Raw genomic sequence first — 13,368 nt, 5'->3', positions numbered from 1 at the left:
ATGCGGGCGCTGACGCGTTCCGGTCCGCTACGTGAACCAATCCGACCGAAAAGGGATAAACCACATGTCTCGTCACCCAACATCGCAAGCCACGCGCCGCAAGCCGTCGCCGCGCTTCGCCCTGCGCCCCACGGCTGTCGCCGTCCACCTGCTGCTGGCCGGCGCTGCCATCGGCGGCTGGGTCGGCGCCGCCCAGGCGCAACCAGCCACTGCCGCCAGCCCCCGCAGCTACAACATCCCCGCCGGCCCGCTGAACGTGGTGCTGACCCGCTTCCTCGGCGAATCGGGTGTATTGCTCTCCGGCAGCACCGAGCTGGCTCAGGGCAAGCAAAGCCCCGGCGTCCAGGGCAATCTGACGCCCAAGGCTGGGCTGGCGGCGCTGCTGGCTGGCACCGGTTTGCAGGCGGTTGCGGATGCACAGGGGCGGTATGTGCTGCGGGTTGCGCCAGTGGATGACAAGCGAGGGGAAGCGACGTTGCCGACTGTAACAGTGAAGGGGGACATCTCTACCCAACATTCTCATCTTGCCTATTTGTCTAAGCGTGCCGCCTCGGGCGCATTGGGTACCAAGTCGGTTCTGGACACTCCGTTCTCCATCACCGTCGTAGACAACAATGAAATAATCGAGCGCGGAGCCAAGTCAATTGGCCAGATATTCTTCAGCGATCCGTCGGTCTACACGCCCACTCCCTCTTTCAACGTTGACTGGTGGGGAACACGGATACGCGGACTGCCGGTGCGCAATACCTACGTGGACGACATTTCCATGGTGCTGTCCTGGGGAGGCGACTTTCCCACTGAGGTAATTGATAGTGTCTCGGCGCTCAAGGGCTTGACTGGATTCATGTACGGTTTCGGCACCCCAGGCGGTGCATTGAGCTACCAGTTGAAGCGCCCGAGCCAAACACCCGAAACCTCTCTGAGCGTCGGTTACCGCAACCCCAAACTATTCACTGCACACGTAGACACCAGTCATAACATAGATGGTGATCTCGCCATACGCGCGAACTTTGCAACCGAACAGGGTACGGCCTATAACACCAGCGAAATCAACCGTAACGTGGTATCGCTAGCCGTGGATAAACAGCTCGGAGGCTCACTGCTATGGCAGACCACACTGGTTTATGAGGACAGCAAGATCAAGGGAGAGCCATTCCAGTTTTACCTGAGCGAGTACGATGTCGCCGGAAGTGGCGGTCGCATGCCAACCCCTACATACGACTATCGCAATATCAACATTAACAATGCCTACTATAAGACCGAAACACTGCTGGCTTCCACCGGTGTTAAATGGCAGATCGACGATCAATGGAAGTTGGATTACCAACTCGGCTTCTCGCGCAAGAATCACCGCTCGAACAAGGCATTTGCCGATCTGTTGAACTCCGCAGGCGACTACAGCGGGGGGATCTACAATTTCGCTGGTCGGCACGACACATTATTCACCCAAGCGATGTTGCAGGGCACAGTATCAGCGTTTGGTATGAAGCATGAGCTCGTCGCGGGCCTTGGTTTGCAGAAGACCGAAACGAGCTACAGCAACTTCAGATATCCGGACAATGATTTCCAAGGCAACATCCATGTGTCTCAGCCCTACCGAGTGAGCCACACTCTTGATTTTTCGCTGAACCCCGCAAGTCCCGAAGTCGTCCAGAAGAATGTTTTCCTCAGTGACACCGTCCATTTCAACGAGCGCTGGCAGGCAATTGCGGGTCTGCGCTTCACCGATTATCACAACAAGGCCGGCTACCGAACTCGCGAGACGACGCCAACACTGGCATTGATCTACAAGCCCGATGCTCAGACCAGTCTCTACGGCAGCTATGTCGAGGGCCTTGAGCCCGGCAGCCGTGTGGGTGACATTTACGCCAATGCTGGAGAGTTGCTGCCTGCGACGATTTCCAAGCAAGCCGAGGTCGGCATCAAAGGCCAGGCAAACACGTTTGACTACAGTGCAGCGATCTTCCGGATCGAAAGAGCCAATCAAATTGACGTAGTCAGGGGTGGTGAGCGCTATCGAACACAGGATGGGCTGGTGCTGTATCAAGGCGCTGAACTGTCAGGCGCCTATCAATTCACCAGGAACCTGAATCTGGGCATGGGCGCAACCTATCTCGATGCCACGATTGACAAAGTCTCCGCTGCCAGTGCCGCGATTGAAGGGAATACGCCCGCGAATGCACCCAAATGGCAGGTCGTCGGCCATGCTCAGTATAAGGTGCCGAACATCTCGGGCCTGTCTATCCACGGTGCAGCGCGCTACTTTGGCGCCACCTACAACGACAACAAGAATCTGCTGACAGTACCAAGCCTTACCATAGTCAACGCTGGTTTTAGCTACGATTTCGACGTGCAAGGCCATGCCTTGACACTGATTGGCAACATCAACAACGTGTTCAATAAGAAGTACTGGGCCAGCGGCGGATGGGAGGAGGGATCAAGCAATATCGGCGAGGCACGCAACGTTTCGTTAGTGCTGAGGGCGCAGTTTTGAACCTCGTCGAGGACAAAGGACGGATAGGGGCAGGGCTCCCGCAGCTACGCACTCATCATTCATCGTCATCCTCGTCAGGCGCTTCGAAGCCCAGCAAAGGCGTACGGCTTAGAGATCAAGGCCGCGGGCCGCGTTGGCTCAGATACCAATCTCACAGCTGGCTTCACCTCGCTTCAGCTGAAGGGACCGGACAGCCGAAACATCTACGAGTGGGTACCACGCCGTACGCTGAAACTGCACGCCGACACGCACGTACCGATGTTACCGAAGCTGCAGGTTGGTACGGGTGTGCTCCGGCAGTCCGACGTTTCGAAAAGCGGCGGTGCGTGGCAAGACGTGTATGTCCTGGCTGACCTCATTGCGGCTTATGAGCTTTCCGAGGCAGCCATCATACGGCTGAACGTCAGCAACATGTTCGAGAAGAAGTACCTGCGGACAGCCGAGTACGGAGCCACCTACGGTACCCCCGCACCGCTTCGATCACGCTGGAATATAAGCTGTGAAGGCTGTAGCAAAGTCATCTTGAGACTTCCGCACGGCATGGTTTGACGGCGCAACCTCCGATCCGCGACAATGCGAACAATTCTTACTCTGAAGTAAGCCAGCCAACCCATTACAGGGCCAGCCAGCGCTCCCGCCTTCCGGAGACACACGTGAGCACCGCTGCCCGTCGCGCCGATCCCATCGCCAACCTTTACAGCGATCACCACGGCTGGCTGCAGGGATGGCTGCGCGGCAAGCTCGGCTGTTCGCAGCAGGCCGCCGACCTCGCCCAGGACACCTTCGTGCGACTGCTCGCCGGACGGCGCGAACAGGTGGAAGCACTGCGCGAACCGCGCGCCTACCTCACCACCGTCGCCCGCGGCCTGCTCATCGACCACTACCGCCGACGCGAACTGGAACGCGCCTGGCTGGAAGCACTTGCACACATGCCGGAAGCCGAGACGCCCTCGCCCGAGGCGCGTCATCTCGTCATCGAGTCACTGCTGGAAGTCGACCGCATGCTGGACGGGCTGGCGCCCAGGATGCGGGCCGCCTGGCTGTACAGCCGGCTCGACGGCCTGCCCCACGCCGAGATCGCCGCACGGCTCGGCGTATCGGTTTCCAGCGTGCGCCAATACCTTGCCGAGGCGGCGCGGCATTGCTACCGGCTGCGTTTCGGTAGCCCTGCGTAAAGCCATGCCAAGCAACGTGAGCGCCCGTTCGACGGACGACCGTCCGGTCTCCGACCGGGTGCTGGACGAAGCCATTGCCTGGCAAGTCCTGCTCGACTCGGGCGACGCCTCAGACGAACACCGCGCCTGCCTCATCCGCTGGCTGGAGGCCGATGCCGACCACGCCCGCGCCTGGCGCCAGCTCGGCCTGCTGGACCATGGCCTGCACGACCTGCCACGAGACGCTGCGGCACCGCTGCGCGAAACATTGATCACACCGCGCCGTCGCGGCGGTACGCGAGCGGCCGCCGGTCTGCTGTCGCTGGCGCTGCTGGCCGCCGTTGCGGCGGGTGTGCTCGACCGCCACCACCCGCTCGCCGGCCTGCTCGCCGACCACCGCAGCGGCACGGGCGAGCAGCGCAGCGTCGTGCTCCCGGACGGCACCATCGTCGTCCTCAATACCCGCAGCGCGATCGACCTCGCCTTCGACGCCGATCGGCGCGCCATCGTCCTGCGCCAAGGCGAGATCCATGTGCGCAGCGCACCCGCGAGTGAGGCGGAGTTGCGCCCGCTGATGGTGCTGACGCCGCAAGGCAGTCTGCGCGCACTCGGCACCCGCTTCATCGTCCGCCACGAAGCCGACCTGACCACGCTTACCGTCACCGAATCCGCGGTAATGGCACGCCCCACCGCATGCGACCCTGCACCCGCTCAGGCCTGCCCGGCCGAGCGCCGGGTCTCCGCCGGCCACGGCGTTTGGCTGCGTGCCGACGCAGTCGGCGAACCCACGCCCGTGCGGCCGGACGCCGACGCCTGGATCGACGGCATGCTGGTGGTCGAGAACGCCACGCTCGGCGAAGTCGTCGCCGAACTCGCCCGCCATCGAGCCGCACCGCTCACCATCGCGGCCGACGCGGCCAGCCTGCGCGTCACCGGCACCGTTCCGCTGGCCGATACCGAGCGCGCCCTGACCGCACTCACTCACGCCCTGCCAGTGCGTCTGGTGAAGCGCGGCGGCGTGTGGCTGCACGTCGAGCGCGAGCGCTGAAGCCGGAGGTGCCACACCGGCGACACGAAACCTGCACCTGCCAGAAAAATTCTTCCGATTCGACTGTCACTTTCGCAACTTCGTCCGGCAGACGGGGAAAGCATCTCGTTCTCCCTTTTCAACGTCTTCGCTGGAGCTTCGCCCGTGCCCCCCCATTCCCCTGTCCTTCACCTTCGCCCTGTCGCCCTGGCCATTGCGTTCGCACTGTTGGGCACCGTACCGACCGCGGTCATGGCCCAGAGCCAGACCGCATCACCGCATGTCGCGCAGACGGTGCGCGACTACGACCTGCCCGCCGGCCCGCTCGCCGCCACCCTCAACCGCATCAGTCGCGAAGCCGGCATCGCCCTCACCGCAGGCGCCGCAACACTCGAGAACCGCAACGCCGCCGCGGTCCGTGGCCGCATGCGTGCCGAACAGGCACTGGAGCGTGCGCTGACCGGCAGCGGCCTGGAACTGGTACCCACTGGACCGGGCAGTTACACCTTGCGGCTAGCCGCGCCGTCGCCCGACGCTGCCATGCTGTCGGCGGTCACCGTCTCGGCCGCGATCGGTACTGCGACTGAGCGCACCGGCAGCTATGTCGCACGTTCAACCTCCACCGCCACGCGACTGGAGCTCTCCCAACGCGAGACACCGCAGTCGGTCAGCGTCGTCACCCGCGCGATGATGGACGACTTCAGCTTGACCAGTGTGAACGACATGCTCGCCTCGGTAACAGGCGTGAATGTCGAACTGGTGGAGTCCGACCGCACCTACTTTTCGATCCGCGGCTTCGAAGTCAGCAACTTTCTGGTCGACGGCATCGGCCTGCCCTTCGCCACCGGCGATCAACTCGGCGACATCGACACCGCCCCGTACGACCGCGTCGAGGTCCTGCGCGGCGCCAACGGGCTGCTTGCCTCCATCGGCAATCCCGCGGGTACCGTCAACTTCGTGCGCAAGCGCCCCACCCGCGAACTGCAGGCCTCGGCGGCCGTAACGTTTGGCTCTTGGCAGAACCGCCGCATTGACGGTGACTTCTCCTCTGCACTCGATGAGGATGGGCGCTGGCGAGGCCGGCTGATCGTCGCCGCGCAAGAGAAGGACTCACATCTGGACCGCTACTCCCTCGACAAAAAGCTGTTCTCTGCGATCGTCGAGCACGATATCGACACTGACACGCTGCTGGCCATCGGCCACTCACAACAGCGCAACCGGCCGAAGGGTACGCTGTGGGGCGCCCTGCCACTCAGATACAGTGACGGCACACCCACCCACTACGAACGATCGGCCAGCAGCGCAGCAAGATGGGCCTACTGGAACAGCGACGACACCCAGACCTTCGCCGAACTGAACCACCGCCTGAACGACCGCTGGCAGGCCAAGGCCACGCTGCTGCGCCGCAGCCTTGAATCGGACGGTGAGCTCTTCTATGTGTATGGCACACCCGATCGCGAGACCGGCACCGGCTTGTTCAGTTGGCCTTCGAAGTACGGCCATACCGAACGCCAATGGACAGCTGACGTGAACCTCACCGGCACCGTGGCCCTGGGCGGACACGAGCACGAGCTGGTGTTCGGCATCAGCCGCAGCAAGAGCGATAACTGGCTGCATTCGCGCGACGACGACACACACCTGCCACTGACCGAGAGCGAAATGCTCGCCGGCAGCTTCCCCCGCCCCGCGTTCGACGTCGGATTGAGCGACCATGCCGACTTCGTCAACCGCCGCGACAGCGTCTACGCGGCCGGACGCTTCAGCCTCACCTCCGACCTCAAGCTGCTCGCCGGCGCCAACCTGAGCCGCGTCACCAGTTCGGGCGTGCAGTACGGCGCAGTACACGACTACCGCGAGACGCGCACTACTCCCTACCTCGGTGTCGTGTACGACATCGACCGCCATCACAGCGCCTACGCGAGCTACGCCGAGATCTTCAACCCCCAGCACCAGATCACCCAGTCGGGCAGCGTACTCGAACCGATCGAAGGCAGGAACCTCGAGGCAGGCATAAAGGGCGAATGGTTCGAGCGCAGACTGAACGGTAGCTTGGCGGTGTTCCGTACCGACCAGAAGAACACGGCAGAATATGATGGTTTCAGTGCCGGACGCTCCTATTACCGCGGCGTGAACGCCAGCTCCCAGGGCTTCGAGATCGATATGGCTGGACGCATCGGATCGACTTGGGACATCAATGCGGGTTACACGCAGTTCAGCCTGAAAGATGAAGACGGCCGCGACGTACGTACCCATGTCCCGCGCAGAACCTTGCGCCTGAGCACCGTGGCCCGTGTGCCGGGCCTGCATGGATTCAAGGTTGGAGCAACAGTCAAGTGGCAGAGCGAGATCCACCGTGCAGAAGCAAGCGCCATCACCAGCCGTCAGGACGCCTACGCGCTGCTCGACCTGATGGCCAGCTACGACATCTCTCCAACGCTTAACGTTACCGCCAAACTCAACAACGCCACGGACCGCAAGTACCTCAGCAGCCTGTTCTGGTCCCAGAGCTTCTACGGCGCGCCACGCAACGCCAGCTTGACCCTGAACTGGAAGTACTGATCGCAATGGGGGGTGGTGCGTCACTCAAGAGCGCTGCCCATGGCTGACCTTGACGTCCACCCTATGGCGACCGAGCCAAGGCCTCGCCTGCGGCGGCCTGCAATATGTAACACCATGTATCAAGTTGCACTTTTTGGGCATGTCAAACGACATGGCTAATAGAGACGTCCGCTACGCGGAGCGTCATCGGGCACATGCCGCAAGCGCTTCGAACGCGCTCGCATAGGGGCCACTGCGACCGACACAAGTGATCCAGCCAAGCGAACCGAAACCGGTTTTGCGCCTTCCCGCTGGTTCGATTGGATGTTCGCCGGAGGCAAGGTCCCACGAGGCAGTTTTTCGCAGCGCCTGCGGGCGCTGCATTTTTTTCGACAGGATTACAGAACCAGCAATGCGATATGGCTGCTCCCTTTTCCGCAGGAACTCTTTGGTGCCCTCCCCAAGGCAGGGGAGCCGGCGCTCAGGCGCACCGCGATGAAGACCGCCGAACGCGGGTCAACCTTCGTTCTGGTCTTGGCGCTGCATGTCGGCGCCGTGGCGTGGGCAACGCACGCCCTCGACCAGAGCCGCTCCGAACTCGTGCAGCCAACCATGCAGGGCGTGCTCGTACCGTCTGACGCCGTCGTGCCCCCAACACCGGCCCCCCTCGCACCGCCGCCTCCCGTGCCCGATCCGGAGCCACCAAAGCCTGAACCACCGAAGCCCTCGCCGCCCAAGCCCAAGCCCGAGCCGAAGCGCAAGCCACTTCCACCGCCACCACCGCTGCCGCCATCGGAGACTGCCATCGAGATTCCGATGGACGAAGCCGAGCCGCCGCCAGCGCCGCAGGCGAGCAAAGCGCCGTCGGAGGACGCGCCGCCACAGCCGCATCGCCCTCCTCCGCCTGGGCAGGCAGGCCCAACGACCGAAACGCCGCTTACGCCTCCACGCGTCGATGCCTCGCATCTGAACAACCCTGCTCCGACCTACCCTCCGCTATCGCGGCGCATGCGGGAAGAGGGGCGAGTGCTGCTCGACGTACACATCATGCCGGACGGCTCCGTGGCGGAGGTGAAGCTGCGTGAATCCAGCGGCCACCGCCGGCTGGACGACTCCGCGATTGCGGCAGTGGAACGCTGGCGCTACGTCCCGGCAACACGGGGCGGCAAGCCGATCGCGTTCTGGTATGTGCAGCCGGTCATCTTCTCATTGCTCAACTGAATCCAGGCCCAACTCTCACGCCTCCCGGGCGCACCCTTCAAGCAAGGAAACACAGATGGAAAACGAATCCGAGAACCTCCGTTCCATACCGGCTTCCGCCGACGTAGCAGACAGCGCATCGACTGCCGGCGTGGAGACCGGCACCACGCCGGCGACCGACGCCCTGCCTACTGCGGGCGAAGCGCTCGGTACAGCCACACCACCGATACCGGATACCGGCGCCGTGGATACGCTGGCCAACCCCTACGGCATCGAGGCGCTCTGGGCCCAGGGCGATCTCGTCATCAAATCCGTGGCAATCATGCTCTTCATTATGTCCATCGCATCCTGGTATGTGATCGCCACTCGCGGCATCCAGGCCATGCGCCTCAGACGCGCTGCCCGGCGCGCGCAGCTGTTCTGGCACGCGCAGAGCATCGAAGAGGGATTGAATCTGATAGGTGGCGAAACAGCCACGAACCCGTTTCGCCGTCTGGTGGACGAGGGTGGGCGGGCTTGCGACCATCACGCCGCGCATCGCGAGGAGCTCCACGGACAATTGAGCCTGGCCGACTGGCTGACCGCATGCCTGCGCACCGCCATCGACGAGAGCGCAGAACGCATGCAGAGCGGCCTCTCCGTGCTCGCCTCGGTTGGCTCCGTGGCCCCCTTCGTCGGCCTGTTCGGCACGGTTTGGGGGATCTACCACGCGCTCGTCGGTATCGGCGTATCGGGCAACGCCGGAATCGACAAGGTCGCCGGGCCCGTCGGCGAAGCATTGATCATGACCGCATTCGGCCTCGCCGTTGCGATCCCCGCCGTGCTCGGCTACAACGCGCTGGTACGCACCAACAAGGGCGTCCTCGGACAACTCAACCGCTTCGCCCATCACCTTCACGCATTCCTCGTCACCGGAGCGCCTGTGAAGGTCGCCAAGCTGCATGTCGCCAACAAGACGCGTGAGGCCTCCTGATGGCTTTCGGCAACGGACTGGAGGACACGGGCGACACCGAGATGAGCGAGATCAACATGATCCCCTTGGTCGACATCATGCTGGTGCTGCTCATCATCTTCATCATCACGGTGCCGGTGATGACCCACTCGGTGAAGCTCGATCTGCCCCGCGCGGCCAACCAGCCGAACGTCGTCGAACCGCGTACGGTGACGATCGCCGTCACTGCCGCGGGCGGCCTGCACTGGAACGAAGACCGGATCGACTACGAGACACTCGAGGCGCGTCTCATCCAGATCGCCAGTGAAGAACCACAACCCGAGATCCACGTTCGTGGCGATCGCAGCGTCGAGTACGAGCAGGTAGTCAAGGTCATGGCCGCGGCGCAACGCGCTGGCATGCAGAAGCTGGGCTTTGTGACCGACCCCCAGCCGTAACCCCCTTTCTGGCCGCGGCGAACAAGCCCGCCCCGGAGAGGGGCGGGCGCTCGACCTGCCGGACTTCAGTTCGCGCCCAGGATGGCGGTAACGTTGTCGCGCAAGGCCTGCAAGGGATCGTTGCCTGCGCTTTCGAGCACCGCGACACGCACGCCAGCCCGCTGCAGCGCCAGGGCCAACGCCTCGGGCGGCGCACGATGATGCAGTACGATGCCGACGTCGGCCGCGTGCAGGCGCTCAAGCAGGGCGGATACGGCTTGCGGCGACCACTCGTCATCGGCGCGCAGGTCGCGCCCTTCCAGATCGAGGTTGAAGCCGGTGATGAAGTAGTCGAGCCGATCGGACAGGCTGAACACCACCGGATTGTCGAGCGCGGCAAAGCGCCGACCGGCCTCGGCCGCGAGGCGCACCACTTCGCGCTTGAACGCTGCCAGACGCTGTGCCACGGCTGCGGCATCGGCCGGTGCAAGACGTGCGAGGTCATGCGCCACGATGTCGGCCATGCGACCGAGATTGGTCGGATCGAGCCAGGCGTTCAGCCCATCGGCATCACCGGCCCGCAGCGCCACGCCGGGCAGCGTGCCATCGACCGGGCGAGCTGCATCGATTTCGACGATCCGCAGGTTGGCGCGCCGGGCATGGGGGTAGAGCACGTCATCGGCCCACACGGCGCGCAACCCCACCACAGCATCGGCCTCGCGCGCGGCGCGCTCCAGCGCCGCAGCACCGCGTCCGTTGAAGTATGCCGCGTGACGCGTGGGCGGCAAGGTATCCGGCACCACGCGGCTGACGTCGATGCGCGTGCCTTCGGCCAACTCGCGCGTCAGCGCATACACAACGGGATGTGCCGCAAGCACGGTAGCGGCGAGTTCTGGCTGCGGGATTTCACCGGCCCAGACAGGCGTGCTGCACGCAAGCGCGCAGGCGACGACGAGCGTCTTCAAGGTAGTCATGCAACTTGCCCTTTGAGTGCAGGTAGGGTGCCGCGCGCGATGGCCGCGAGCGCAAACAGCGCACCGGAGAACAGGATGATTGCGGCACCCGAGGGCACCGGCAGTTCGAGCTCGATCGGTACCAGGATGCCGGCCAGCGTGCTGAGCGTGGCAAACAGCACCGACAACCAGAAGAAGCCACGCAGCGAGCGGCTCAACAGGCGCGCAGCGGCCGCCGGGATGACCAGCAAGGCCCCCACCAGGATGGCGCCGATGACCTTCACGGAGGCCACCGTAACCACCGTCACCAGCGCAACGAAGAGATAGTCCAGCAGCTTCACGCGCACACCGCGTACGGTGGCGAGCTGTGGATTGAAGCTTGCCAGCATCATGTGGTTGTAGAGCGGCAGCGCCAGCACCGCCACCAGCACGGCCACCACCGCCAGGACTGCGAGGTCCTGGCCGTTGACCGTGAGCACCGAGCCGAACAGCACGTTCTCGAGGATGTGGACGTTCACCTTTCCGGACAACAGCAACAGCAGGCTGCCGCCAAGCGCCAGAGATACCGAGAGGAACACGCCGATCAGCGTATCGGGTGTGAGCCCGGTACGGTTGCGCAGGAAATTCAGCAGAATGCCAAACAGCAGGCAGTAGCCGAACAGGCTGCCATATGGGCCGGTGTAGGGTTCGCCCAGCAGAATGCCGATCGCAACGCCGGTGAGCGCCGCATGGCCGACCGCCTCGGAGAAGAAGGCAAAGCGCTTGACCACCACCAGGGTACCCAACCCGCCGAGCACGGGGCCGATGATGAGCCCGGCGAGCAACGCACTGACGACGAAGCCATAGCCCAGCGAGGGCGGCAGCCAACCCGCCGCGGCCCAACCCTGCACCAGCAGGCGGAAGGACTCGTAGCTCACGCCGCCACCCCCAGCCGGACGGGCGCCGGCGTGATGCGCGGACGTGCCGAGAACAGCGCGAGCAGTCGCTCGGGCGCCAGCATCTCGAGCGGCGCACCGTCGAACAGCAGGCTGCGGTTGAGCCCACTGACGCGGTCGGCAAGCCGGGCGACGGCGTCGATGTCGTGCTCGATCCACAGCACCGTGACGCCGTCGCGCCGCCAGTCGGCAAGCAGATGCTCAAACACTGCAATGCCGGCTTCGTCGAGCGCGGCCATCGGCTCATCGAGCACAAGCAGACCCGGTCTCGGAATCAGGCTCTGCGCCAGCAGCACGCGCTGGCGCTCACCGCCGGACAGCGCCCCCATGCGACGCAGGCGCTTGTCGCTCATGCCCACGCGTTCGAGCGCTGCATCGATACTCGCCATCTGGCCGCATGCGCGGCCCAGGAAGGCCGGTCGGCGCTGGGTGGTAGCGCGCATGAAGTCTTCCACCGTCATCGGCAGGCCACGGTCGAACTCCAGCGCCTGCGGTACGTAGCCGATCGTGCCAGGCTGCGCAGGCCAAGCGATCGACAGGCGGCCACGATGCGGCATCTGACCGAGCAGGGTCTTTACCAGCGAGCTCTTGCCGCCGCCGTTGGGGCCGACCAGCGCGTGCACACTGCCAGCCAGGACGCGCAATGAGACATCGCGCAGGATCTCGGTGCGCCCGAGCGTCAGCCCGACCGACTCAAAGCGGATCTCGGGACCTGCTGGCGAATGCGTCATTGCGCGGCCTCACGGATCGCACGCACGACGGTAGCAAGGTTGCGGGCCGTCTCGCGCTCGAACTTGTCAACCTCGTACTCGCCATAGGAGATGTGGGTGAGCGCGTACAGGCGCACGCCGGTTTCACGCTGGATGGTGTCGACATAGGCCGAGGGGAAGTCCATTTCCGAGAAGATGACCTTCACGTCCAGTCCGCGCAAACGGTCGATGGTGCCCTTGAGTTGCGCAGGACTTGGCTCGATGCCATGCGCCGGCTCCACCACCGCCGTGACTTCGATACCGAACTCGCGCAGCAGGTAGTCGTAGGCGCCGTGTATGGTCGCCACCCGGAACTCTGCGCCCGACATGTCGGCCAGTTCGGCCAGCGCATCGGCACGCAGCTGGCGCAGACGGCGGGCAAAGCCACGCGCGTTGGCCTGGAAGGTCGCGGCATTGGTAGGATCGAAACGCGCCAACTCACGCGCAATGGTGTTGACCTGCGCGATCGATGCGGTCACCGACAGGAAGGTATGCGGATTGACAACCGAGCCCGACCCGGCACGGCCCGCCATGCCGGTGGCAGCCAGCAAGGGCACGTCGGCGTTGGCCTCGATCACGGGCAGGTCGGGCTTCTCGCTGGCAGCGATCATGCGCTCGGCGAAGTCATCGTGACCAACACCATTGACCACCATCAGGTCGAGCGACCCGATGCGCTTGATGTCCTCGGCGCGCGGCTCGTAGGCGTGTGGATTGAAGCCGGCGGGAATCACCGGCACGACCTCGGCAAGGTCGCCGACGATGTTCTTCACATAGCTGTAGTAGGGGTGCAGCGTGACACCGATTCGCAGCGGGCGACTGCGCGCAGGCGCGCCTGCATGCGTAGCAGCGGGCAGCGCGCAGAGCGCCGCCAGCCCTGCAAGCAGACGTCGGCGCGAACGCGAGAAACGATAGGTATCGGACATGGAAACTCCATGAAGAAACAGTCGCGA

The 13,368-nt window shown here is 64.0% G+C and carries 11 protein-coding genes; 7 read left to right on the top strand and 4 right to left on the bottom strand.

Annotated features, from left to right (window positions below; all coding sequences use genetic code 11):
* Positions 1-64 precede the first annotated feature (64 nt).
* The 7 genes from P7F68_RS09565 to P7F68_RS09535 all read left to right on the top strand — a co-directional run bounded on the left by P7F68_RS09565 (position 65) and on the right by P7F68_RS09535 (position 9,802).
* Complete coding sequence (locus P7F68_RS09565) at positions 65-2,494, top strand: TonB-dependent siderophore receptor (protein ID WP_277832658.1); 2,430 nt, start codon at positions 65-67, stop codon at positions 2,492-2,494.
* A gap of 653 nt (positions 2,495-3,147) precedes the next feature.
* Positions 3,148-3,669 carry a sigma-70 family RNA polymerase sigma factor gene (locus tag P7F68_RS09560; protein ID WP_002938735.1) on the top strand — a complete coding sequence of 174 codons (522 nt, stop codon included), beginning with the start codon at positions 3,148-3,150 and terminating at the stop codon, positions 3,667-3,669.
* A gap of 4 nt (positions 3,670-3,673) precedes the next feature.
* A complete protein-coding gene (locus P7F68_RS09555) occupies positions 3,674-4,696 on the top strand; it encodes a FecR domain-containing protein (protein WP_277832654.1) in 1,023 nt (340 codons plus the stop codon).
* A 231-nt stretch (positions 4,697-4,927) separates the two neighbouring features.
* Positions 4,928-7,234: a TonB-dependent siderophore receptor gene (locus P7F68_RS09550; RefSeq protein ID WP_277832652.1), complete on the top strand. Its 2,307-nt coding sequence runs from the start codon at positions 4,928-4,930 to the stop codon at positions 7,232-7,234.
* A 474-nt stretch (positions 7,235-7,708) separates the two neighbouring features.
* A complete protein-coding gene (locus P7F68_RS09545; RefSeq protein WP_002938732.1) occupies positions 7,709-8,434 on the top strand; it encodes an energy transducer TonB in 726 nt (241 codons plus the stop codon).
* Between the two features lie 55 nt (positions 8,435-8,489).
* Entirely contained in the window at positions 8,490-9,386 is an 897-nt protein-coding gene (locus P7F68_RS09540) for a MotA/TolQ/ExbB proton channel family protein (protein WP_277832649.1), read from the top strand.
* On the top strand, positions 9,386-9,802 hold the full coding sequence (locus P7F68_RS09535; RefSeq protein WP_002938730.1) for an ExbD/TolR family protein: 417 nt from the start codon (positions 9,386-9,388) through the stop codon (positions 9,800-9,802). The genes P7F68_RS09540 and P7F68_RS09535 overlap by 1 nt, the downstream gene beginning before the upstream one ends.
* A 65-nt stretch (positions 9,803-9,867) precedes the next feature.
* On the opposite strand, the gene P7F68_RS09530 is transcribed toward P7F68_RS09535, so the two are convergent.
* The 4 genes from P7F68_RS09530 to P7F68_RS09515 are packed head-to-tail and all read right to left on the bottom strand — an operon-like array spanning position 9,868 to position 13,341.
* A complete protein-coding gene (locus P7F68_RS09530; protein ID WP_277832646.1) occupies positions 9,868-10,755 on the bottom strand; it encodes a metal ABC transporter solute-binding protein, Zn/Mn family in 888 nt (295 codons plus the stop codon).
* Entirely contained in the window at positions 10,752-11,651 is a 900-nt protein-coding gene (locus P7F68_RS09525; RefSeq protein ID WP_002938727.1) for a metal ABC transporter permease, read from the bottom strand. The genes P7F68_RS09530 and P7F68_RS09525 overlap by 4 nt, the downstream gene beginning before the upstream one ends.
* Positions 11,648-12,400, bottom strand: coding sequence for a metal ABC transporter ATP-binding protein (locus P7F68_RS09520; RefSeq protein WP_002938722.1), 753 nt, complete (start codon positions 12,398-12,400; stop codon positions 11,648-11,650). Before P7F68_RS09520 ends, P7F68_RS09525 begins: the two co-directional genes overlap by 4 nt.
* Positions 12,397-13,341 (bottom strand): metal ABC transporter solute-binding protein, Zn/Mn family, encoded by a 945-nt coding sequence (locus P7F68_RS09515; protein ID WP_002938721.1) that lies wholly within the window; start codon positions 13,339-13,341, stop codon positions 12,397-12,399. The genes P7F68_RS09520 and P7F68_RS09515 overlap by 4 nt, the downstream gene beginning before the upstream one ends.
* Positions 13,342-13,368: the final 27 nt, after the last annotated feature.

This window comes from Thauera mechernichensis (assembly GCF_029588855.1).
Classification (GTDB): Bacteria; Pseudomonadota; Gammaproteobacteria; order Burkholderiales; family Rhodocyclaceae; genus Thauera; species Thauera mechernichensis.
This window is presented reverse-complemented; position numbering and strand designations above follow the sequence as displayed.

Excerpts from the sequence above, each read along its gene's own strand:
- P7F68_RS09565 (WP_277832658.1), top strand. The coding sequence starts at position 65 with ATGTCTCGTCACCCAACATCGCAAGCCACGCGCCGCAAGCCGTCGCCG.
- P7F68_RS09555 (WP_277832654.1), top strand. The coding sequence starts at position 3,674 with ATGCCAAGCAACGTGAGCGCCCGTTCGACGGACGACCGTCCGGTCTCC.
- P7F68_RS09550 (WP_277832652.1), top strand. The coding sequence starts at position 4,928 with ATGGCCCAGAGCCAGACCGCATCACCGCATGTCGCGCAGACGGTGCGC.
- P7F68_RS09545 (WP_002938732.1), top strand. The coding sequence starts at position 7,709 with ATGAAGACCGCCGAACGCGGGTCAACCTTCGTTCTGGTCTTGGCGCTG.
- P7F68_RS09540 (WP_277832649.1), top strand. The coding sequence starts at position 8,490 with ATGGAAAACGAATCCGAGAACCTCCGTTCCATACCGGCTTCCGCCGAC.
- P7F68_RS09535 (WP_002938730.1), top strand. The coding sequence starts at position 9,386 with ATGGCTTTCGGCAACGGACTGGAGGACACGGGCGACACCGAGATGAGC.
- P7F68_RS09530 (WP_277832646.1), bottom strand. The coding sequence starts at position 10,755 with ATGACTACCTTGAAGACGCTCGTCGTCGCCTGCGCGCTTGCGTGCAGC.
- P7F68_RS09520 (WP_002938722.1), bottom strand. The coding sequence starts at position 12,400 with ATGACGCATTCGCCAGCAGGTCCCGAGATCCGCTTTGAGTCGGTCGGG.
- P7F68_RS09515 (WP_002938721.1), bottom strand. The coding sequence starts at position 13,341 with ATGTCCGATACCTATCGTTTCTCGCGTTCGCGCCGACGTCTGCTTGCA.